Origin of the sequence: Bradyrhizobium sp. i1.15.2 (genome assembly GCF_040548425.1) — a bacterium.
GTDB lineage: Bacteria > Pseudomonadota > Alphaproteobacteria > Rhizobiales > Xanthobacteraceae > Bradyrhizobium > Bradyrhizobium canariense.
This window is the reverse complement of sequence record NZ_JBEPRQ010000013.1, coordinates 151,472-172,372: the sequence shown is the minus strand read 5'-3', so window position 1 is coordinate 172,372 and position 20,901 is coordinate 151,472. Positions and strand designations below refer to the sequence as shown.

Annotated in this window: 26 protein-coding genes; 14 read left to right on the top strand and 12 right to left on the bottom strand. The window is 63.3% G+C overall.

The genetic code is table 11. The annotated features are described in order from the left end of the window. Nucleotides 1–95 precede the first annotated feature (95 nt). Complete coding sequence (locus tag ABIB80_RS23435) at nt 96–452, bottom strand: hypothetical protein (protein WP_007601489.1); 357 nt, start codon at nt 450–452, stop codon at nt 96–98. Nucleotides 453–1,053: 601 nt separating this feature from the next. Here ABIB80_RS23435 and ABIB80_RS23430 point away from each other — a divergent pair. Together ABIB80_RS23430 and ABIB80_RS23425 are read left to right on the top strand one after the other, a co-directional pair. Further along, nucleotides 1,054–1,239 carry a hypothetical protein gene (locus ABIB80_RS23430; protein ID WP_007601490.1) on the top strand — a complete coding sequence of 62 codons (186 nt, stop codon included), beginning with the start codon at nt 1,054–1,056 and terminating at the stop codon, nt 1,237–1,239. Nucleotides 1,240–1,381: 142 nt separating this feature from the next. Further along, a complete protein-coding gene (locus ABIB80_RS23425; RefSeq protein WP_007601491.1) occupies nt 1,382–1,723 on the top strand; it encodes a phasin in 342 nt (113 codons plus the stop codon). Between the two features lie 196 nt (nt 1,724–1,919). Here the strand turns inward: ABIB80_RS23425 and ABIB80_RS23420 are convergent, their stop codons facing one another. The 4 genes from ABIB80_RS23420 to ABIB80_RS23405 form a co-directional block, all read right to left on the bottom strand. Then, entirely contained in the window at nt 1,920–2,237 is a 318-nt protein-coding gene (locus ABIB80_RS23420) for a c-type cytochrome (protein WP_007601492.1), read from the bottom strand. Between the two features lie 38 nt (nt 2,238–2,275). After that, nucleotides 2,276–2,452, bottom strand: a complete 177-nt coding sequence (locus ABIB80_RS23415) for a hypothetical protein (RefSeq protein ID WP_157158661.1) — start codon at nt 2,450–2,452, stop codon at nt 2,276–2,278. Nucleotides 2,453–2,529: 77 nt separating this feature from the next. Further along, on the bottom strand, nt 2,530–3,360 hold the full coding sequence (locus ABIB80_RS23410; protein ID WP_354128512.1) for an alpha/beta fold hydrolase: 831 nt from the start codon (nt 3,358–3,360) through the stop codon (nt 2,530–2,532). A gap of 155 nt (nt 3,361–3,515) precedes the next feature. Continuing rightward, the gene (locus ABIB80_RS23405) at nt 3,516–5,312 is read right to left on the bottom strand and encodes a ShlB/FhaC/HecB family hemolysin secretion/activation protein (protein WP_354128511.1); all 1,797 of its coding nucleotides are present in this window, start codon (nt 5,310–5,312) and stop codon (nt 3,516–3,518) included. A 129-nt stretch (nt 5,313–5,441) separates the two neighbouring features. On the opposite strand from ABIB80_RS23405, the gene ABIB80_RS23400 reads away from it, so the two are divergent. Together ABIB80_RS23400 and ABIB80_RS23395 are read left to right on the top strand one after the other, a co-directional pair. After that, a complete protein-coding gene (locus ABIB80_RS23400; protein ID WP_354128510.1) occupies nt 5,442–6,707 on the top strand; it encodes a FecR family protein in 1,266 nt (421 codons plus the stop codon). Nucleotides 6,708–6,769: 62 nt separating this feature from the next. Continuing rightward, nucleotides 6,770–9,511: an EAL domain-containing protein gene (locus tag ABIB80_RS23395; protein WP_354128509.1), complete on the top strand. Its 2,742-nt coding sequence runs from the start codon at nt 6,770–6,772 to the stop codon at nt 9,509–9,511. A 14-nt stretch (nt 9,512–9,525) separates the two neighbouring features. Here ABIB80_RS23395 and ABIB80_RS23390 read toward each other — a convergent pair whose 3' ends face one another. Beyond that, the gene (locus ABIB80_RS23390) at nt 9,526–9,810 is read right to left on the bottom strand and encodes a hypothetical protein (RefSeq protein ID WP_007601501.1); all 285 of its coding nucleotides are present in this window, start codon (nt 9,808–9,810) and stop codon (nt 9,526–9,528) included. Between the two features lie 245 nt (nt 9,811–10,055). On the opposite strand from ABIB80_RS23390, the gene rocF reads away from it, so the two are divergent. From rocF to ABIB80_RS23370, 4 genes are all read left to right on the top strand, one after another. After that, nucleotides 10,056–11,033, top strand: coding sequence for an arginase (gene rocF / locus ABIB80_RS23385; protein ID WP_219682382.1), 978 nt, complete (start codon nt 10,056–10,058; stop codon nt 11,031–11,033). Nucleotides 11,034–11,194: 161 nt separating this feature from the next. Next, a complete protein-coding gene (soxC, locus tag ABIB80_RS23380) occupies nt 11,195–12,466 on the top strand; it encodes a sulfite dehydrogenase (protein ID WP_354128508.1) in 1,272 nt (423 codons plus the stop codon). Continuing rightward, nucleotides 12,453–12,995, top strand: a complete 543-nt coding sequence (locus tag ABIB80_RS23375; protein WP_007601504.1) for a c-type cytochrome — start codon at nt 12,453–12,455, stop codon at nt 12,993–12,995. Before soxC ends, ABIB80_RS23375 begins: the two co-directional genes overlap by 14 nt. A gap of 100 nt (nt 12,996–13,095) precedes the next feature. Continuing rightward, a complete protein-coding gene (locus ABIB80_RS23370; RefSeq protein ID WP_354128507.1) occupies nt 13,096–13,392 on the top strand; it encodes a hypothetical protein in 297 nt (98 codons plus the stop codon). A 5-nt stretch (nt 13,393–13,397) separates the two neighbouring features. On the opposite strand, the gene ABIB80_RS23365 is transcribed toward ABIB80_RS23370, so the two are convergent. Further along, nucleotides 13,398–14,612: a mandelate racemase/muconate lactonizing enzyme family protein gene (locus ABIB80_RS23365; RefSeq protein WP_354128506.1), complete on the bottom strand. Its 1,215-nt coding sequence runs from the start codon at nt 14,610–14,612 to the stop codon at nt 13,398–13,400. A gap of 161 nt (nt 14,613–14,773) precedes the next feature. On the opposite strand from ABIB80_RS23365, the gene ABIB80_RS23360 reads away from it, so the two are divergent. After that, on the top strand, nt 14,774–14,962 hold the full coding sequence (locus ABIB80_RS23360) for a hypothetical protein (RefSeq protein ID WP_219682386.1): 189 nt from the start codon (nt 14,774–14,776) through the stop codon (nt 14,960–14,962). A 147-nt stretch (nt 14,963–15,109) separates the two neighbouring features. Here ABIB80_RS23360 and ABIB80_RS23355 read toward each other — a convergent pair whose 3' ends face one another. Continuing rightward, nucleotides 15,110–16,396 carry an NRAMP family divalent metal transporter gene (locus ABIB80_RS23355; RefSeq protein WP_219682387.1) on the bottom strand — a complete coding sequence of 429 codons (1,287 nt, stop codon included), beginning with the start codon at nt 16,394–16,396 and terminating at the stop codon, nt 15,110–15,112. Between the two features lie 277 nt (nt 16,397–16,673). Beyond that, entirely contained in the window at nt 16,674–16,859 is a 186-nt protein-coding gene (locus tag ABIB80_RS23350) for a hypothetical protein (RefSeq protein WP_007601510.1), read from the bottom strand. A gap of 272 nt (nt 16,860–17,131) precedes the next feature. Between ABIB80_RS23350 and ABIB80_RS23345 the strand changes: the two genes are divergently transcribed. The 5 genes from ABIB80_RS23345 to ABIB80_RS23325 all read left to right on the top strand — a co-directional run bounded on the left by ABIB80_RS23345 (nt 17,132) and on the right by ABIB80_RS23325 (nt 19,582). After that, on the top strand, nt 17,132–17,338 hold the full coding sequence (locus ABIB80_RS23345; protein ID WP_354128505.1) for a hypothetical protein: 207 nt from the start codon (nt 17,132–17,134) through the stop codon (nt 17,336–17,338). A 775-nt stretch (nt 17,339–18,113) separates the two neighbouring features. Beyond that, nucleotides 18,114–18,290, top strand: coding sequence for a hypothetical protein (locus tag ABIB80_RS23340; protein ID WP_007601513.1), 177 nt, complete (start codon nt 18,114–18,116; stop codon nt 18,288–18,290). A gap of 443 nt (nt 18,291–18,733) precedes the next feature. Further along, nucleotides 18,734–18,859 carry a hypothetical protein gene (locus ABIB80_RS23335; protein ID WP_283843442.1) on the top strand — a complete coding sequence of 42 codons (126 nt, stop codon included), beginning with the start codon at nt 18,734–18,736 and terminating at the stop codon, nt 18,857–18,859. Between the two features lie 12 nt (nt 18,860–18,871). After that, on the top strand, nt 18,872–19,120 hold the full coding sequence (locus ABIB80_RS23330; protein WP_085350655.1) for a hypothetical protein: 249 nt from the start codon (nt 18,872–18,874) through the stop codon (nt 19,118–19,120). Nucleotides 19,121–19,312: 192 nt separating this feature from the next. After that, complete coding sequence (locus tag ABIB80_RS23325) at nt 19,313–19,582, top strand: DUF6894 family protein (RefSeq protein WP_219682389.1); 270 nt, start codon at nt 19,313–19,315, stop codon at nt 19,580–19,582. Here the strand turns inward: ABIB80_RS23325 and ABIB80_RS23320 are convergent. The 3 genes from ABIB80_RS23320 to ABIB80_RS23310 form a co-directional block, all read right to left on the bottom strand. Further along, on the bottom strand, nt 19,576–19,782 hold the full coding sequence (locus ABIB80_RS23320; protein ID WP_219682390.1) for a hypothetical protein: 207 nt from the start codon (nt 19,780–19,782) through the stop codon (nt 19,576–19,578). The genes ABIB80_RS23325 and ABIB80_RS23320 overlap by 7 nt on opposite strands. Beyond that, a complete protein-coding gene (locus tag ABIB80_RS23315) occupies nt 19,779–19,979 on the bottom strand; it encodes a hypothetical protein (RefSeq protein ID WP_219682391.1) in 201 nt (66 codons plus the stop codon). The genes ABIB80_RS23320 and ABIB80_RS23315 overlap by 4 nt, the downstream gene beginning before the upstream one ends. Before the next feature lie 239 nt (nt 19,980–20,218). Then, entirely contained in the window at nt 20,219–20,893 is a 675-nt protein-coding gene (locus ABIB80_RS23310) for an SOS response-associated peptidase (protein ID WP_354128504.1), read from the bottom strand. Nucleotides 20,894–20,901: the final 8 nt, after the last annotated feature.

Genomic DNA, 20,901 nt, shown 5'->3' with positions numbered 1-20,901 from the left:
CCCCCCCCCCCCCCCCCCCCCCCCCCCCCCCCCCCCCCCCCCCCCCCCCCCGCCGCCCCCCCCCCCCCCCCCCCCCCCCCCCGCCGGTCTCCTGCTTAGGGATGCGGTAGGATCTGGTAGGTCGTGGCATAGGGCTCGACCCGCAGTGAGGCGTTGGCCAAAAGCCCGATTCTGGCGGTCGGCGCTTGCTGCAATTCGCCGTTCGGACCGCGATGCACGTTGTATTGCCAGACGGTGAGATCGCCCTTCTGCGCCAAGGCGTGTGCAACGGCGCTGGCATCATTGCCGCCGAGGGCCTGAAGCTCCTCCGTCGACAATCCGACGACGATTTCGTCCTTGATGGTGACGATCTTGAACAGGTTCATCCTGGTCTCCTGCGCCCACGCGCTTGGTATCGAGAAGGTGAGAAGCGCGACTGCGGCGCCCTTGATGAGATCGCAGCGAGAAAGCATGCCGTCGTCCTTTGGTGCTGGGGCGCCAGAATCGATCAATGCATCGGCCACGGCGCCCGTGATCTGCGTGACTGTTCCGCCACCGCTTTGTCGTTTGTTCCTCGAAAACGGTTCACGACGTTTATTTCGTCGACGATACAACCGCCGATGCCGGACTCAACAATTACGTGTATACGCTGAAGAAGCACTAATTCGCGTCCACCAACATCCATTCACATCCGAAACAACACGAATTGCAGCGTCGATTGACGGCGATCGAGGCTGGATGCTGATCGATGACGCTTCTTGACGCAGGTGGGTGACGGCGGGCCATATTCCTGTTATCCGGAATTGCCGTGGTGCGATGCAGACGGAGCATCGCTGCGCCAACTGTTAGGCTTGCCGGAGGGGTTGTTTCTTGACATAGTTGCAACCTGCTTAGGTGTGCTTGCTTGCACATGTGGCTCGGCGTGCGAACACACCCGGCTCCTCCGGCCGAAAGCGAGCTGTCGCCATTGCATCCGGTTGTGGCATCCGGTTGTGGCATCCGGGTGTGGCGTTTGGTTCTTAGTTGGGATCTCGATGTTGGATCACGAAGTCCGATGCTTGTCATAGGTGCGAGATGAAGAACCTTAATTTCGCAGCTGAGCTGCACCTCAAGCTCGGCGCGCCTGCAAGCGGCACCGTCGAAAGCCTGCGCCTGCTCCGCGCGTTTCTGAAGCTCGCGCCCCGGCAGCGTTTCGAGGTCATCAAGCTCGTCGAAGACCTCGCTACCGAAGAAGCTCTCCCCGAACACCCCCTGTCCTGAGCCTGCCTGCGCGCCGGCCTTACGCCTTGCCCTTCGTTTTCCTGCCAGAGCCGGCCGCCGGGCGACGTCTTCCTCCGGCTGGACGCTGGCAGGCGATCCGGCAAGTGTGGTATTCAGTTCTGAAAACGGGAGGAGTGCGACCATGATCGAACCGAAGCTCGAAGTTCCGGCCGAACTGCGCGACCTGGCCGAGAAGACGATTGACCAGGCGGAAAAGGCATTCGGCATGTTTTTCGAAGCCGCCACCAAATCGATGACGACCGTTCCGGGCGCGGGGGCGGACGTGTCGAAGCAAGCGCTCGCTTTCACCGAGCAGAACATGAAGTCGGCGTTCGAGCATGCTCGCAAGCTCGTCCATGCCACCGACCTTCAGGAGGCGATGCGAATCCAATCGGATTTCCTGCGCAGCCAGTTCACCAGTGCCGGAGACCACATGCGCCAGATGACCGGCAGTCTCATGCAGCCGGGGAAGGGCAAGTCCTGATTCTCGGTGTGTTCACGGCGCGTCCACAGATTGGACTTACGCGGCGTGAATATTTGCACATCGATACTGGTGCCGGTCCATGATGGGCTGTCGAATGGACCTCATTCGCCGCCCATCATCCTTTCCGCTAATCCTTGTCGGTTCTCAGGCAGGGATTTGCATCTGTCGCAGGTGTTTTGACCAATCGGTCGCTCTGCTAACGCAGCGATGCGATGTAGGCCGCGATATCGCCGGCTTCGATCCGGCTCAAGGGGAAATTCGGCATTTTCGGGTGCGGGTCTAGCAGGAAAAAGGCGAGCCTTTCCGAACTGAAGTCAGGCCTGCGCGCAACGGACACGAAAGAGGGGACGTCGGCACTCGCCTGTGTTTGGCCGTTCGCCACGACATGGCAGCTGGCGCACCAGCGCCTCGCAAGGTCGGCGCCGTGATCTGCATCGGCGGCGAGAGCGGACGACGTGCCCACGCTCGAGGCCACGGCAACCAGCAGGCAAATTCGTCTCAAATGCCGGTGCATAGAGCAACCCTGTGTGTTGTTGGCTCGCGACGCCGTCCTCATCCGCAGCACGAACCCGGATACTGCGAGAGGTCGATGCGGGCAATGATCGACCGCAGCAGCTTGCGAGCCGAACGATAGAGGTGCCGGGCGAATCTCGGCGTCCTTGCCGCAGGCAGGGCAAAGCTTGTTGTATCGAGTCTTTTCGTATCAAGGCTTTCGATGGAGTGCGACACGTGCCTCTCCGAGATGGCGAGGCTCTTTCTATCGTGGTCGGCTCGCGGCAGCCTTGATCTGCCGCAAAGGGGCCGGACTAATAGTCGCCGGGGTTCATGATCATCGGGCTTCCTGTATCGGCCGGCGCGAGCGCGCTGCTGGCACTGTCGCGCAGGAAGCGGTCGAGTGTCGCCTGGATCTTCTCCTTGACTGCATCGGGGCCGCGATCGCTCATCTCGGTATGCTGTGCGCCAGTGTGGATAATATCAATGCCGCGCGCCTTGGCCTCTTCCGGCGTCGGCAGCACGCCGGGATCGGTTACAAAATGCGGATCCTTCGAGCGGAACGACAGGATCTTCATATGGTCGCTAAGCACGAAAGGCACCCGCAGATTGTCCAGCGTGATCACTTTCGACACCAGCTCCGGGTGCTGATGAGCGACATACATCGAAACGTCGCCGCCGTTGGAATGGCCGACGAGCGTGATGTGGTCGTAGTCGGCGTTCTCCTGCCGCCGCTTCAATTCGCGCAAGGTGAAGAGGATGTTGGCCTCGCAGCGGATATAGACCTCGCGCCGGCCGACATATTGCTGGCCGGCCTTGGTCATCAGGGGCGGATCGCTCGGCAGATCCTGCTGGATGCTGGCGACGAGATAACCGCGTGCGGCGAGCACGTTGGCGAGGAAGGAATATTCGGTGGCCTTGACGGTATTGCCGTTGCTGATGATGGCGAGCGGGAGCTTCCAGAGGCCGAGATTGGCCTTGGTCTCGTAATCGCGCCGTACAGCGATTTCGACCGCGATCGGCCGCTGGCGCGCGGCATCGAACAGGGTCAAAACCTCATGGCGGATCGCGAACCGGCTGACCACGAAATATTGGCCGACGCCGAGGACGCAGAGAAACGCCAGAACTGCAAACACCCTTTTCATGGTTCCGTCTCAAATCACTTTTGACTGAACATGGCTATTGGGAACTCCCGGATCGAGCGATCGTGAGCAGGCTACGGGATTAAATTTAGGCAAGCCTGTGCGCCGCGCCCCAAAAAGGGCCGCATGTCGGAGGCACAGCGCGAAGGGCAAGGGATTTACAGACAACCGCCCTTGCCGCGTTCGGAGCAGAGCCGCAACGCGCTAGTCAAAGTAAAAAGGAGGCGCGGGCTGCGGCGCTCGTTGTCGGGCGCCCGGTAGCTCAGGGGGACAGCCACGCCGAGATCAGCCTGGAAATCGGCCGGCAGGAAGAACCGCACGCCAGCTCCGGCCGAGGTCAGCGACAGGCCGTCGCTCAGGCGGTAACCGTCGTTCCAGACTGCGCCGGCGTCACCGAAGGCATAGAGCTGATAGCCGGTCCAGTAACGGAAATTGAGCTTCTGGTCGAAGCGCAGCTCGAGTGAGCCGGCAAGACCGTTGTCCCCACTGATCTCTGCTGCGCCATAGCCGCGCCCGAAGGCAGCGCCGCCGAGATAGAATTGCTGCGAGGTGAACAGCGGCCGTGACGCCGTCTGGCTCGCAGCGGAAAGCTTGAGCGACCAGACGTCGTTGAGCGTCTGGTAGCGCGTGAACCAGAGGTTTAGCACCGAGAAGTTCGATGACGCGCCATCGCGCGACAACAGATCGTCGTCGAAATGCGAGGCACCGAAGATGTCGAGGCCCTGGCGGTAGGTCAGCGTCGCGAAATTGGTGCCGCCGAAATGATCCTGAAGCCGGTAGTCGGCGATCAGGCTCGCTGTCCTGATGTGGTCGTTGTACCAGGCGCCGTAAAGGTCATGCTCGGACACGTTGCTGAAGGTCGTCGCCGCAGTCAGGGTCAGCGAGGACAATCGCGACTGCAGTGGGACGATGCTGGCACGCAGCTCGAACGCTTCGGTTGTGGTGATGTCGCTGTCGAGGCGGCGGACATCGCCCGGCCTGACCGCGCTGTATAGGACGGACCCGCCGAGGCGCACGCCGTCGATGCCGACGGGTGCATCGTAGGACAGCCGTGCGAAGCCAAGCTGGCGGGGGTCGTTGGCGATGGTCGACAGGTTGACCGCCAGCGTGTCGCCGGGCGTGAGATAGGAGTTGAACGCGCCGGTCGCGTATGTCTGCCACGGACCGACTGATGATGAGCCGAGATTGTCCAGACCGAACGACGAGAAGACGTGCCAGGTCTTCAAATAGACGACGAGGCGGAAGCGGCCGGTTGCCCCGCCGATCTCCTCCAGTGCGGTATCGGTGATCCGGACGCCAGGTCTGCCGTTAATGAGAAAGAGCTGGCGTTCCAGCGTCGTCAGGCGCGACGGTTGCTCGGCCAGAACCGGCCCAAGCATCGGTCTCACGCCGAACTGTTCGGCGCCATCGCCTTTCAGCTCAGCCTGGACGATGGCGCCTTCGATCACCTGGATCCGGAGCAGGCCATCGGCGATATCCTGCGGCGGCACGATCGCACGGCTCAAGTGAAGACCATCGGCACGGTAGAGATCGCTGATCGCGCCGGCGATCACGGCGAGATCCGCCTGCGAAACCTTCTTGCCGACATAGGGCTGATAGACCGCGGCGATGCGATCGGGGGAAACGGCCCGGGCTCCGCTGACGTGGATGCCGCGCAGCACGAACTGAGGCTTGGTATCGCCGCCGGTGCTGGGCTGGTCGACTGTTGGTAGCCTGACCGGAGGACGGCTCAGCGATTCCCGCTCGGTTTGGTTTTCAAAATATTTCTCAGGTTGGCGCGGATCGAAGCCAGGCTGGCTCGCCTGCTGCGCGAAAGCCTGAGGAACTCCCGCGAAGAACGGCGCCAACAGCGCCATTGTGGTAATGAGATGCCGCTTCCCGGCGCGCGCGACGCGCCCGTCCCCGTAGTTCGACGGAGATGTGCCCCTGATGCGGTGAGGGTTCGTTAGCCACATGATTTTTCATAGTTTTTTATGGTCAATGAACCGTTAACGCGACCGCTCCGCTGGCCGCTTCCCGCTAATCCTATGTTGAGTGATTTCGGATACCCCTCAGGCTGGCTGTAACGCGGACTGAGGATCGTCATGCTGAGCAAAATTGGAATGCGGTGCACCTTCGCGGCTGCGCTGATCCTGGGAACGGCTACCGGCGCATCCGCCGCGGACGACGGCGTCTGGTCAGTCGGCAAGGCCACCGGCGAGGTCTGGGTCGCCACCAGCGGCGCTCAGCAGGTGTCCTTGAGTCAGCAGGAGGCACTCAAGCCCGGCGACACAATTCGTACCGGACGTAATGGCCGCGTGCTCCTCGTCCGCGGGGAGGAGACGATCCTGATCTCTCCCAACTCGGTGGTCGGCTTGCCCACCGAGAGCAAGGAGGGTCTCTCGACCACTATCATCCAGCAGGCAGGTTCGATCCTGCTCGAAGTCGAGAAGCGCAACGTCAAGCATTTCGAGGTCGAGACGCCCTATCTCGCCGCTGTCGTCAAGGGCACACAGTTCAGCGTCACCGTGAATGCGGGCAGCACCAAGGTCGGCGTGCTTCGCGGCCAGGTCGAGGTCTCCGACTTCAAGACGGGACAGATCGCCCAGGTCCTGCCGGGGCAGGCCGCCACCGCTTTCGAGCATGGCAAGCCCGGCCTCTCTTTAAGCGGGTCCGGCACCTTCAATCCGATCGAGCACGGCAAGCCGCGCGCCTCGACGATCGAGCGCGTCCCCGTGCCGAAATCGGGCCTGTCGGCCCCGCGCAATGCGGCGAACGGCCATGCGATCCATGCGCTCGGTGCGATCGACAAGGGCACCAAGGCGGCCGGCGCACTCAAGCCATCGCAACAGGCGGCAGGCGGTCGCGCGCCCAAGGGCGGTGCTGCCAAGGCCGGCGTCGTGCGCATCTCGAGCCCGCTCGGCGAGGTCAAGCTGAACGTCCACAAGGTCACGCACGGGCTCGCCCACGGCGGCGGTGCTCCCGGACAGGTGCGCAACGCGCACGCCAGCACCGAAACGGTCTGGAGCGACTCGAAAGCGAGCACGACGGCATCCAACAGCACCGTCCAGACTGCGGTTACCACGAGCAGCGGCGTGACGGCTGGCAGCACCAGCTCCTCGGCTGCGAGCACGACAATAGCCGCGACCACGGCCGGTGCGTCCAGCGACGGCTCCGGCGCCGGCAGCGGAAACTCCGATGGCAAGTCCAACCCCGGCAAGGGCAACTCCGGTAACGGCAATTCCGGCAACGGTGATGGCAACAACGGTGCCACCGGTAACGGCAGGGGCAACAACGGTAACGGCAACGGCAATGGCGGCGGCAACGGCAGCAATGGTCACGGCAATGCCTTTGGCCACAACAAGCACTGAGGCGATTTCTTAGGGGATAAGGGGGGGCGCAACCGCAGAAGCGGGTGCGCGGGAGGACCGGAGTGAAGCGCTATCGTCCACATATTCTAGTTGTGACCGCGCTGGCGATCGTGCTGTCCACGGGGTGGCATGGCGCGCTTCGCAACGCGCTGACTGACCTGCGGTTCGCCTGGCAATCGCGTGCCGCGAGCGGCAATGTCGTCGTGGTGGCCATCGATGCGCCCTCGATCGACCAGATCGGGGTATGGCCCTGGCCGCGCCGGCTGCACGCGGAACTGTTGCACAGGTTAGAGGCCGCTGGGGCGCAGGACGTTGCTTTCGACGTCGATTTCAGCTCCCCATCCGATCCGGCCTCCGACGAGGCGTTCGTCACCGCACTGCGTGAGGCCGGCGGCTCGACGATCCTGCCGTCCTTCAAGCAACCGGCGCCGAATGGCGGCGCAGCTCACATCAATCGCCCCTTAAAGCCGTTCAGCAACCAGTCGTGGCCGGCGCTGGTCAATGTCGCGATCGAATCCGACGGGCTCGTTCGTCGCTATCCGTTCGGCGAGAAGCTCGGCGATGCCTTGATGCCGTCGATGGCCGTCGTGCTGGCCGGGCAGGACGCCAATCGGCGGCCGCCATTCCTGATCGATTTCAGCATTCGGGCGGGCTCCGTTCCGAGTGTCTCCTATGTCGACGTGCTCCGCGGCAACACGGCCACTCTCGACAAGCTAAGAGACAAGAAGGTCATCATTGGCGCGACGGCGCTCGAACTCGGCGACCGCTTCAGTGTTCCAAATGGCCGCATCATCTCCGGACCCATCCTCCAGGCGCTGGCAGCTGAATCGATCCTCCAGAACCGGATGCTGCGCTGGACCTCCGATATCGGCATGATCCTTGGTCTCGCGGTGATCTGCCTGCTGATGATGTATTCGTGGCGCCGCTTCGGACCGGGAATTCGCGTTGCAATCCTGATCTCGGCCGGGGCGGTCTTCGAGCTGGTTGCGGTCCTCGTGCAGGCAAGATGGCCCTTCATCATCGACACATCGCTGTTCCACATCGCGATTGTCGCTTATCTGACGGCGATCGCACTCGACGAAATCGATTTCCGCGGTCTCCTGGGGCGCATCGCCGAAAGCCGCTTTCATCGTATCGCGATGTCGCTCGGCGATGGCCTCGTCTGCACCGACGAAGGTCAGCTGATCGCCGTGTGGAATCCCGGCGCCAGTGCGATCTTCGGCTATATGCCCGCCGAGATCATCGGCCGCCCGTTCGAAACGCTGTGCGCCGTATCAGTGGACGGTGACGCGAGGCCGTCCATGCGCGACGCCGCGCGCCAGGCACTCCTGGTCCCCGGTGGGGCGGTCGTCGTCGAGTTCGAAGGGCGGCGCAAGAACGGTGAAACTTTCCCGGTCGAGGCGAGCTTCTCGGGCTGGCAGGGAACGGACGGCTTCCAATACGGAGCCATCCTGCGCGACATTTCGGTCCGCAGGCGCGAGGCCGAACGCGTCAGATATCTCGCCGAGTACGACGCGCTGACCGGTCTGGTCAACCGCAACACGCTGCATGCCGGACTGGTCGGCATGATCGGGGATGCGGGGCAGCGCCCCTGCAAGGTCGCGCTGCTCGTGATCGGGCTCGACGGCTTCCAGAGCATCAATGACATGCTGGGTCATTCCGCCGGAGATCTCGTGCTGCAGGCGGTCGCTGGTCGCCTGAAAGCTGAAGCGGGCGACGACGCTGTCGTTGCCCGGCTCAGCGGAGACGAATTCGCCATTGCGCGCAAAGGCGCAGATGGCGACGAGCCGATCGCAGAGTTCGCCGAGCGCATCGCGCGCGCGTTCGAAGCGCCGCTTGCGACCGGCACGCGGCAGCATCGCGTCAGGATCAGCATCGGCGTCGCCGTCCATCCAGAAGGCGGACACAACGCCGACGATCTCCTGAGCAACGGCCATCTTGCGTTGACCAAGGCAAAACTGACGCGGCGCGGCGGTTATGTGGTCTTCGAGAGCGCGATCCGGCAGGAGCTGGAGAACCGGCTGACGCTGGAGAGTGAATTGGCGCTTGCCGCCGATCGCGGCGAGTTCGAGCTGTTCTACCAGCCTCAGGTTCGCCTGATCGACGCCAGCCTGGTCGGGGCCGAAGCGCTGATCCGCTGGCGGCATCCCGTGCGCGGCTACGTTTCGCCAGGAGAGTTCATGCCGGTGGTCAATAGCTCAGCCCTGTCCGAGCGGATCGGAAACTGGGTGATGGAAACTGCCTGCCGGCAGGCACGCGCCTGGGAATTGTCCGGCGACAGTGTGCGCGTCGCGATCAATTTGTCGCCCTCGCAGATCCACTCCGGCGACCTCGCGCATTCGGTTGCGGGGATGCTCGAAGCGACGGGGCTCACGCCGTCGCTGCTCGAACTCGAGGTCACCGAGGACATCCTGCTACACGACGAAGCCCGGGTGCTCGATATGTTCAAACGCATCCAGCAGCTCGGCGTCCGCGTCCTGTTCGACGATTTCGGCACTGGCTATGCGAGCCTGAGCTATTTGAAGAAGTTCCCGCTCGATGGGCTCAAGATCGACCGGTCGTTCGTGCTCGGTCTGCTCGCGAACTCCGACGATGCCGCGATTGTCGGGTCGACCATCGGTCTCAGCAAGCAGCTCGGTCTCACGGTCGTGGCCGAAGGCATCGAGAATCGCGCGACGGCCGACTTCCTGGTGAGCATGGGATGCGAGGAAGGCCAGGGCTATTTCTTTGGCCGTCCGATGCCGGCGGAGGCATTCGAGCGACAATTCCTCGCGTCCGAGTGCGCGGCCGTCAGCGCCGCCTGAACACCTGTTACGATTTAGCGCCGACGCGCGACCGCGACGCCGAACAGGAAAGCAACGAACAGGCTGGCAAGCGGCGCTTCGCGCGTGATCGCAGCGACGGTCGCGAGGGGCCGGCCCGGCTTTCGCGCATCGTCGATTGCGGAAGTCATGCGGTCGACAGCTGCATGCAGGCCACCTGCGACTTCACCGATGGTGCGGGATACGTCCGTCGCGGCATCGATGGCGCGCTCGGCCATGCCGGGATGTGAAGTGGACTGCGGGATCTCCGTGCTCAAGTGCGCAACCTCCAGGCTGATCATGTGCGGCGGAGGCCGGTACCTTTGGCTATCCGCGCGAGCGCTCGTTCTGAACAGCGGGTCGCATGACCTTTGGCTATCCGCGACAGGCGCCGTGGTTTTTACGGCGGGTACCGGCCTTGGATGAGCAATTCGGCGCGCGGGCTTTTGTTCCGGGACGATGCGCCCCTGCGTGGACCTTCCCCGTGAAACGACGGGTGCGAATCTCTGTTAGGCTGGCTCAATCTTGCTGATCTCAGGAGACAGCTGTGACTGACCGGACCACGACGGATCGAGCCCGGCGCATCGCCCTGCTCGGCGCTCCCATCGACATGGGGGCTTCGCAGCGCGGTACTCTGATGGGCCCTGCGGCGCTCCGCACCGCCGGCCTTGCGACACTGCTAGAGAGCCTGGATTTCGAGGTCGTCGATTACGGCGATCTCTCCGTGGGCGAGCTCCGGGACCTCGCAGACAGGCCCCCCGACAAAGCCAATCACTACCGCGAAATCCAGCGCTGGACGCGCGTGCTGAGCCGCAGAGGCTACGAGATCGCGAAAACCGGCGCGCTGCCGATTTTCCTCGGTGGCGATCACACATTGTCGATGGGATCGGTGAATGCCATGGCCCGTCACTGGCAGGAGCGCGGACGCGAGCTGTTCGTGCTCTGGCTCGATGCGCATGCCGATTACAACACGCCTGAGACGACGATCACCGCCAACATGCACGGCATGTCGGCGGCATTCCTTTGCGGCGAACCCGGCCTCGACGGCTTGCTCGGCGATGATCCGCGCGCCCCGATCGATCCCGACAGGCTCGACCTGTTCGGCGCGCGCTCAATCGACAAGCTCGAAAAGGAGTTGATGCGCACGCGCCGGATCAGGGTTGTCGATATGCGCCAGATCGACGAATTCGGCGTCGCCGTGCTGATCCGTCGCGTCATCGAGCGCGTCAGGGCCAGCAACGGCGTGCTGCATGTCAGCTTCGACGTCGATTTTCTCGACCCCTGCGTCGCACCCGGCGTGGGCACGACGGTGCCGGGCGGAGCGACCTATCGTGAGGCGCATCTGATCATGGAGCTCCTGCACGATTCCGGCGTAGTCGGTTCAGTCGACATCGTCGAGCTCAATCCGTTCCTCGACGAGCGTGGCCGCACCGCGCGCACCGCGGTCGAACTGATCGGCAGCCTGTTCGGCCAGCAGATCGCCGACCGGCCAACCCCCAGCAATGCGATCGCGCCGGGCGAGTGATGGATGAGCCGTTTGTGCATTGCGAAGAAGAGAATTGCCGTCGCGCCCGCCAGATTTAGATCAGTCGAGGTCGAAATCGCCTGTTTTTGAAACAGGTGCGAATTGCAAATGCTCGTCGCAGAATGTTTCATGCGGGTCGCGCTTCAGCCGAGGATCCGCAAATGAGCAGCACGAGCGACGCCGACGACAAACCTGCGGGGACGACTCGCCGTCGCTTTCTGCGCGCCGGCGCGGCGGCTGCGGGTGGCACTGTCCTGGGCGCCGGCGCATCGGTTGCCGCCGCGACCGACAACCTTCCACCCAACATTCCCGAATGGATGAAGGCGCCGGGCGAGCCGACGGGAGGCCAGCTCTATGGCGCGCCATCGCCGTTCGAGAAGGGCGTCGTCAAGAACATCTCGAAGACGCTCAAGCAGTACATCTCGGCCTCCAGCCGGACGCCATTGCAGGAGCTCGATGGCATCATCACGCCGAACGGACTGTTTTACGAGCGTCATCATGGCGGCGTTCCGACCATCGATCCGGCCCAGCACCGGTTGATGCTGCACGGGCTGGTCGAGCGTCCGCTGATCTTCACAATGGACGATCTCAGGCGTTTCCCGTCGGAATCGCGCGTCCACTTTCTCGAATGCTCCGGCAATCCCGGCTACAGCAAGCCTTACGGCAAGACCGCGTCGGACCTTGTAGGTCTGGTGAGTTGTGCAGAATGGACCGGCGTCAGCCTCAAGCTGGTGCTCCAGGAGGCCGGATTGAAGCCGGATGCCAAATGGATCGTCGCCGAAGGTGCCGACGCGGCTGCGCTGACCCGCAGCATCCCGATCGAGAAATGCCTCGAGGACGCCATGCTGGTCTACAGCCAGAACGGGGAGCGGCTGCGCCCGCAGCAGGGCTATCCGCTGCGGCTGTTCCTGCCGGGCTTCGAGGGCAATATGAGCGTTAAGTGGCTCCGCCGCCTGCATGTGACGGCTGAGCCGGTTTATTCGCGCGAGGAGACCTCGAAATACACCGACCTGCTGCCAGACGGCACCGCGCGTGAATTTTCGTTCTACATGGAGGCGAAGTCGATCATCACGAGGCCCTCCGGCGGCCAACGCCTGGGCGCGCCCGGCTTCCACGAGATCACCGGCATCGCGTGGAGCGGGCATGGCAAGATCGCGCGCGTCGAACTGTCCGTCGACGAGGGAAAGAGTTGGCAAAGCGCGCAATTGCAGGAGCCGGTGCTGACGCGTGCGTTGACACGCTTTCGCCTGCCCTGGCAGTGGGACGGCAAGCCTGCCGTGATCCAGAGCCGTGCCATCGACGAAACCGGCTATGTGCAGCCGACTCTGGCCGAGTTGCTCGCGGTGCGCGGCGAGAACTATTTCTACCACAACAACGCGATCTGGCCCTGGCGCATCGCGGCCGACGGCGAGGTGACCAATGCGCTGGCGTGAGACTTGCGGCATTGCTGTTGTCATCGTGCTGTGTGCGTTCGCGAGCGGGGCGCAGGCACAGACTCTGTACGGCCTCGGACGTCCCGCGACGGCTGCGGAGATTGCTGGCTGGAATATCGACGTCGGACGCGACGGCAGCAATCTGCCGAAGGGAAGTGGCTCGGTCAGTCGTGGTCGCGAGGTGTTCGCCCAGCAATGTGCATCATGCCATGGCGACAAGGGCGAGGGCGGGCTGGGTGACCGGCTCGTCGGTGGGCAGGGCACGATCGCAACACCAAAGCCGATCCGCACGGTCGGCAGCTATTGGCCGTATGCGCCGACGCTGTTCGACTACATCCGCCGTGCGATGCCGCAGAACGCACCGCAATCGCTGAGCGATGAGGAGGTTTATGCGGTGTCCGCGTACATCCTGAACCTGAATGGACTGGTCGGAGCGGACGCGACGCTCGATGCCAAATCGCTCGCGGCGGTCAAGATGCCGAATCGCGACCGGTTCGTCGGCGATGCGCGGCCGGATGTGAAACACTGAGCGCCTTGTGGCGTCAGGTTCCCGCATTGGCTTGGAACTTGGCTCGGCAAGGGCGGAACTCGCAGGACGCAATTGCATTAACCTGCGAGAGGAAAAACCTATGGATTCCACGATGGCAACGGATCGCTTCGCAAATTCCATGTCCTCGGCGCTTCGCCATCCCGGCGTGATCGCGTTGATTGTGGCCGCGGTGACGATTGCTGCGATGCTCATCGTCGATCACGGACCATGGAATCGGGCCAAGACGCAGCCTGCTCACGTCGCGATGTATGCGACCACTGGCGAGGCCGTACGCGCCGCAGGTGCCAAAATTCTCCCGACCGAACCGAAATCACCGATCGAGCCGGCGCGGCCGGGGCCAAAGACGTCCCCGACCGTCAATCCAGTGACGCCGTAAGACGTCTAGTTCTTGCGACCGTAGTTGAGCAATCCGCCGCTGGTCTTCGGCGGATGCGCGCGAAGGGCTTCCTCGTTCGGATCGGTGCCCCAGCCGGGTCGGTCCGGAATGACCAGATGGCCGTTCTGAATATCCGGCTCATGCGTGAACAGCTCGCGGTCCCACGCCAGGCGATCGATGTCGATCTCCATGATGCGCAGGTTCGGCACGGTGGCGCAGAAATGCGCGTTCATCATCGAACAGAGATGGCCGTAGAAATTATGCGGGGCAACGTTGATTTCGAACGCGTCCGCAGCGGCTGCAATCTTCATCGACTGCCAGACGCCGTTCCAGGGCGTGTCGATGATCGCGACGTCCATGGCCTGCTCGCGGAAATAGGGCAGGAATTCGCGCAAGCCCAATAGCGTCTCGCAGGACGAGATCGGATGCGGGCTTTGCCTGCGGATGTAACCGAGCGCTTCCGGATTGAAACTGTCGATCTCGATCCAGAACATGTCGAGGTCGGCGATGGTGCGCAGGATCTCCAGATAGCCCTCGGTCTTGGCGTTGAAGTTGCAATCAAGCAGGATGTCGACGTCGGGGCCTGCCCCGTCGCGGATCGCCTCCAGATGCATGCGCAGGTCGCGCAGGATTTTGCGATCGACGTTGATCTCGGGGGCGAAGGGCGAGCCGAAACCCGGTCGCCAACCGGTTGGCTTGCCGTCGTCGTAGGAGAAGATGTTGGTCTTGAGCGCGGTGAACTTCTTCTCGAGCACCTCGCGTCCCATTGCCTTGACGCCGTCGAGGTTCTCGATCGGCGGCTTGTACCAGGACGGGTGATTGATCCGCCACGTTGCGCAATGCGACCAATAGACCCTGACACGGTCGCGGATCTTGCCACCGAGCAGTTCGTAGCAGGGCACGCCGAGACATTTCGCCTTGGCATCGAGCAGCGCATTCTCGATCGCGCCGAGCGCCTGCGCCACCACGCCGCCGGCGGCGGGACGTGTGGCCGCGAACAGCTCGGCGTAGATGCGCTCGTGCCGGAAAACGTTCTGCCCGACGACGCGGGCGGACAGGCGCTGGATCGCAGCACCGACGCCGGGTGAGCCAAAACCCTCGTCGAACTCGCTCCAGCCGACGACGCCGTCTTCGGTCGTCAGCTTGACGAAATGGTAGTTTCTCCAGCCGGCATCGCAGGCGAGGATTTCGACGCTTGTTGCTTTCGACGGTCTGGTCATGTCGCTCCCTGTCGCCCGGCGGCGCTTTTTTTCTTTGGCCGGCTCGCAAGCCCGGCTCCAGCCACAATTGTTAGGCTAACGGTCCTGCGCAGTGAAGCCCGGCGAGGGGCGCCTGGAAGGCCCTTCCCGCCATTCTAAGGGAAAATCCGGTGGGGACAGCCATGATCTTTCCCGGGGTTGTCCTGAAAAGGGACCATGCTTTGACGTTTTTGGCCACAATCGGGATCGACCCTCCGGCCATGAAATTTCTGGCTGTGATTTCGATCCTGGCGCTGCTCACGATGAGTGGAGCCGCCATTTCCGATCAGTTTCTGACAGCCGATCAGCACGCTGCGCACGGGGTGGAATAGCGCGGCGGGCAGAGAGGCTTTTTGTCTTGGGGGAGACAGCGATGCTTTCGATCGACCAATTCCTGCGCTTCATCAGCGTGCCGGCCCTCTTCGCGGCCTTCATCATCGCCTCGCAGATATCGGCAGCCTTGTCGCACGGGTAGCTAGTCAGCCGATCAATGACGAGCCGAGCAGCGCGAGCACCGCCAGCGCCATCAGCGCGGTGCCGAGCCAGCCCAGCGCGACGAGCCATGACCGGCCCTTGAAGCGACCCATGATCGTCTTGCTCGAGACGATCAGCATCATCATGGCCATGATCGGAACGGCGACGACGCCGTTGAGCACGGCGCTCCAGACCAGCATGTGGATCGAGTCGATGCCGGTGAACCCTAGACCGAAGCCGATGATGGTGGCGGCGGCGATGATGGTGTAGAAGCCGACCGCCTCGTCGGGCTTCGCCTCCAGCGTCGCGCGCCAGCCGAAGATCTCCGCCACGCCGTAAGCGGCCGAGCCCGCCAGCACCGGAATTGCGAGCAGGCCGGTGCCGATGATGCCGATCGCGAACAGGGCGAAGGTGAAGTCGCCGGCGAGCGGCCGCAGCGCTTCGGCGGCCTCCGTCGCCGAATTGATGTTGGTGACGCCATTCGCGTGCAGCACCGACGCGGTGGTGAGGATGATGAAGAAGGCGATGCCGTTGGAGAGCAGCATGCCGGAGATGGTGTCGGCTCGGATGCGCGCCAGCTCCGGACTGCCGCCGTGCTTCAGCTCGCGCAGCGGCTTGTCGCGCCTGCCCTGGTTCATCTCCTCGATCTCCTGCGAGGCCTGCCAGAAGAACAGATACGGGCTGATCGTGGTGCCGAGCACGGCGACGACCATCATGAAATAATCGGCGCTGACATTCGTCTTCGGCCACACCGCCGCGAGCAGCGCCGTGCTCCACGGGATCTCGACCGTGAAGGCGGTCGCGACATAGGCGAACAGCGCCAAGGTGAGAAATTTCAGCACCGGCGAATAGCGCCGATAGGGCAGGAACACCTGCAGCAGGGTCGAGCCCGCCGCGAAGATCAGCGCGTGCTCGTGGTTGAGGCCGCCGATCACGAGCGAGAGCGCCTCCGCCATCGCGGCGATGTCGGCGGCGATGTTGAAGGTGTTGGCGGCGACGAGCATGGCGACGAGCGACAGCACCGCCCAGCGCGGCGCGATCTGCATGACGTTGGCGGCCAGCCCCTTGCCGGTGACGCGGCCGATCCGGGCGCTGACGAGCTGGATGGCGATCATGAACGGCGTGGTCAGAAATACCGTCCAGAGCAGTCCGTAACCGAATTGCGCGCCGGCCTGCGAATAGGTGGCGATGCCGGACGGATCGTCGTCCGCCGCCCCGGTGACGAGACCCGGCCCCAACCTCTGCAACAGCGACGGCGCGGATTTCGTGGGGGCGAGAGCATTGTCGGTCATGGCAGGAGGGGTCTCGGTCGGGGCGCGTCCTTCACAAATGCCAAGGAGGGAACAAGGTTCCCGGGCTTCGCGTAGCGGGCTCCTCGCCAATTTCTGATAAAGCGAATCTCCATTTGACTCGTCGGGCAAAACACCTGTATAAGTGCATCATCGAAGAATACCCAGTGCAGCCTTTGCGCGCGTCCCGGGCGCGCGCCGGCCCGCCATGGCCGGCCGTCGCGCAGTCCGCGCACGGACACCGGCGAGACGTTTGTCCCCTGAGCGCGTGCGGTCGGGACTATTTGACGCTGACGAACATGCCCCAGGCGCCGGCCAGCGCGGCGCCGGAAAAGACGATCAGCGGATTGTCGCAGAACGCGCCGCCATACGTGCACATGGTGACGCCGAACGAGCCGATCTCGTGATGGCTCGCGGAGTAGAACAGTCCCGACAGCACCAGCAACGCGGCGGCGACGACATACATCGACGATCTCTCCGAGCTATCCCCGTTGCGTTTGTCGCAAGGGACGTGTCCCACCATGGCGCCAACCCGTTGCGTCCTGCCGAATCCGCCCTGCCGCATTTGAACTAAAGTCGATCTTTCCCGCGAGATGCTGTCGTCAGCTGCGATCCCTGCGCAAGCGGGACGTGTGATCGGAACCGGAACATCTGCGCGGGAACTCCTGGACGCGCTCTTGATTAATGAGCAGGAACAGTTGGACCAACTGAGGGGAGTGGCCCATGGGAGCCGAGCGGATGCACCCTCCGCGGTACTGGCGGATGCGGGCGGAAGAATTCCGCACCAAGGCGGACAATTGCGAATATCCCGAGACGCGGGACGTGCTGCGCAAGGTGGCGCAAAATTACGACGAGCTGGCGCGCCGCGCCGCGCGCATCTGCACGCTCGAGAGCCTGGACGAACTGCGGGGGGGGGGGGGACCCGCCAACACCAAGCCGGTTTGATCGTTCAGGACAAACCCGCTTGATGGTTCAGGACGAAGCCGATGATCAGCGCGCGCGATCATGGGGCGTCTAGGCCCTCGCTTCCATGAGAAGCGCCGCCCGCGTGATTGGAACGAATGTCCACTTTGGTACTTAGGAACTCAGTCCTCCACCGAGGAATGAGATGAGCAGTGAACAGCAAGCAGGCCCGGCAACGAGGCCGGATCATTACAAGCCGAGGCCGGCTTGCCCCAAATGCGAGAGGGATACGCGCTGCCTGACTTCGATCTTCGATGTGAGGCGCGATTGCTCGATCCTGATCTATCGGTGCGATTCGTGCCGCGAGGACGTCTGGATCTGAGCGAGCGCCGTCGTCGGTCCATCTGCGGGACGCCCCGTCGCAGATCTCAGAGCAAGGTCGCATAGGAACTTCGCCTGTTTCGCTCGCTTGTCGCCTGCATCGACCACGCAGGCGAGACAGCTTACGACCATGCAATCACGCTACCCGTTGTTGAAGAGTGGACAGCGGAAGAGCACGAGCGGCTGAAGGCGTTGGCCGACGCCGGCTCGCGGCCGGACGAGATCGCCGGCGAACTCGGTCGCAGCGAAGCCGCCGTGAGAGTGCGCGCCTGGCAGCACGGCATCGCGTTGCGCCTCGCCACGCAGAAGCGCGGACCCTGAAGACCGGCTGGGTCGAAAGCCCGCAGGCGGGCATCCCGCCGTGTGTTCACTTCTGAGCGGTCCTCAATCGTATCTCGACGTACTCTGCGAATGGGCAGCAACACGGGAGCTTGTCATGCTCACCCGCGAGGAATTCGAGGCGGATCTCGACCGGCAGAAATTGCACCAGCTCGATGCAAGGCAAACGACACGACAATTGCTGCGCCGTTCGCGGGAGCAGATTGCGGCATCGATCTCACTGCTTCAGCAAAACGTTCCGAAGATCTGGCACCCTGAACCTCCAGAGCGATAGAAACCTCCTGCTCTGTCCCGCGTTTGCGCGCATGACGGATCAAGACACCAGGCAGCGGCCGATTTGTGCTGCGTGCAACAGACCCATGACATTCATCGACGCGGTGGCTTCACCGGATGGCGCGATCGCCATCTTCCGGTGCTCCCGGTGCAACAAGCTGTCCTGGGAGACGCCCAGGCGAAACCAAAACCAAAACCAAAACCAAAACTGAGGCGTCGAAAAGAAACGGCCCCAGCCCGGGGGGCGAGCTGAGGCCGTGGGGGGCGCCGGTCGTGCATCCGGACCGACGCGCGAATAACTTTTTGATCCCAAAAGCTGTTCCTATTCAGGCGACCATGGACATGGCGCGCCGCGACGAAACACGCCTGAAACAGTGCTGAAACCAGATTGTCTCGAACGCCCCGCCCGTTGCGCCCGACCAACCAAGCGAAAAGGAGATCATCATGATCCAAGTCGGAAGCCCCGCCGGTATCCAGGTCGGTTCGAAGGAAGAAGTCGCGTTTTTACTGGCGCTGTTCGGCACCCACACCCAGCCGGTGAAGCGGCCGGCGAAATCGCGGCAGGCGTGAGGCGCTGATCCCATGCCAGGTTTGGCCGAATGCCAGAGCCTCTTGCGGCTTCTGATCGCAAGGGGCGACCCGAAGGCCATCCCGCTCGCGACAGGCGCGATCGACCAATACCTGAACACGGCGCCGGTCTGCATGCGCGGCCGCGGCCTGCGCGTGCTCCAGCGCGACGCGCTCGACCAGCATGGCACTGCGGTCGGCGTGCAGCGCTCGTTCGCCGAAACGGTGGATGCCTATATCGTCGGGAAGCTTGCGGAGGAGTGAGGGGGCCGCGTCGTTTCGCCCTGTCGCTTCGCTCCCTGACGAAAAACCGGGCGCGAGCGCGGCAAGCTGCTCCCGCGCCGCGCTGGCAGAGGGACGGCGGAGTTCCCGGAACCTATTGATTCCAACAGATTTTTTCGCTGCCCCGGAAACCCTTTGTCCGCTTCGGACCTATTACGGGCAAAGGATGCTGCAATGCCCCGATATTATTTCGACCTGCGCGACGACACCGGTGTAGCGCTCGACGAGGAAGGGCTTGAGCTGGCCAGCTCGCGCGCCGTTCAGGCAGAGGCCGCCAAGTCGGTCGCGGACATGGCGCGCGACGCCATCGTTTCCGCGCCTGCCGCGGGCGCTAGGCAGTCGATGGCGATCGACGTTCGCGATGCCAGGGGTCCCGTGATGCAGGTCAATTTCTCGTTCGCGATCGAGACCTTCAGGACGCCCTCGACATCAGGCGATCATTGACGCGTGAGAAATTCCGGCGCGGATGACTCGGGCTCGAGCACGGCGATCTTGCGGCCGAGCTGCCAGACCTCGACCTTGCCGTGCCGCGTGAACTGCTGCGCGAAGGTGAGGGCGATCGCATCCGACGCGGCCTCGAACGCTTCGGCGGAGCGGAAGACGCCGTTGTCGCCGACGAGATAAGCGCGATATTGCTGGGTCATGTCGGTGCCCTCAGCCCTGGCGATTGCAGCCAGGCGTCGATGTGCATGGCGGTCTCGTCCTGCCGCGCCCTGCGCAGTAGCATCTCGCGGCGGCGCCCCGGCGCGATCGTACGCGCCTCCTCGCGAAGCCGCGCGGCCTCCTCGGCGAGCCGTTCGGTGAGTGTCGTCGTCTGCTTGAAGCGTCGGCGTGTCGGCATGCACGTCTCCCTCGTTCGTCCAGGGCGGGAGCGCTGGTTGGGCGTTCTCATCACCGGCAGATGCCAATTGCCTTGCGGTGATGGGATAAAGCTTACGCCCGTCGTCTGAGGCAGAGACATATCATATGATATGTCGCCGGATTAAATTGTGTGAGCGGGTTCAGTGGTTTGAGCGGGTTACTCAACTTGAGGCAATGTTCACTTTTGAACGGAAGCGCATGCCGAACAAGGCCCCGATATTAGGAATCAACTGTAGCAGCGGCTAATGCGTCTTCCTTCTCGATGCCGCGCGCCACGATCTTCAAGCTCTCATCCGGCAGCGGCCGTTGCAGTGCCTGGGCTTCGTCCCACGGCGCCCTCAGCCAAACCTCTCGCTCCTCCGCTGTAGTCAGGATCACCGGCATGGCCTTCGGATGGATCGGCTCAACCACCGCATTCGGTGTCGTGGTGAGAAAACCGTAGACCTGATGCGGCCCTGGAACGGGCTTCGACTTGGTGCCGCGATCACCATTGAAAGTCGTCCAGATCCCGGCGAACGCGAACAGCGGCCGAGCGTCGGCAAGCGCGAACCACACGATGTCTTTCTTCTTCGTCTTCGGGTTGGTCTCCGGCGCGTATTCGGCAAAGCTGTTGACTGGCACGAGGCAGCGGTGCTCCGGCTTGAGCCACGCACGCCAATGCGGGGACGAGGTGTTGCGAATGTTCGTCGCGGGCGGGCCGCCGGTGCGCGGTGGCGGGGGCATGCCCCAGCGCATCAGCACCATCTCTCGCTCGCCGGCTGCATCGCGAATGACGGGTGCGGGGTAATCCGGAAACACACCCGGCATCGGCGGCAGATTGCTCTCACGACGCACGACGCGGAAGAGGTCGGCGATCGCCGCCTGATTGGTGGTGATCGAATAGAGATTGCACACGCGAGAGA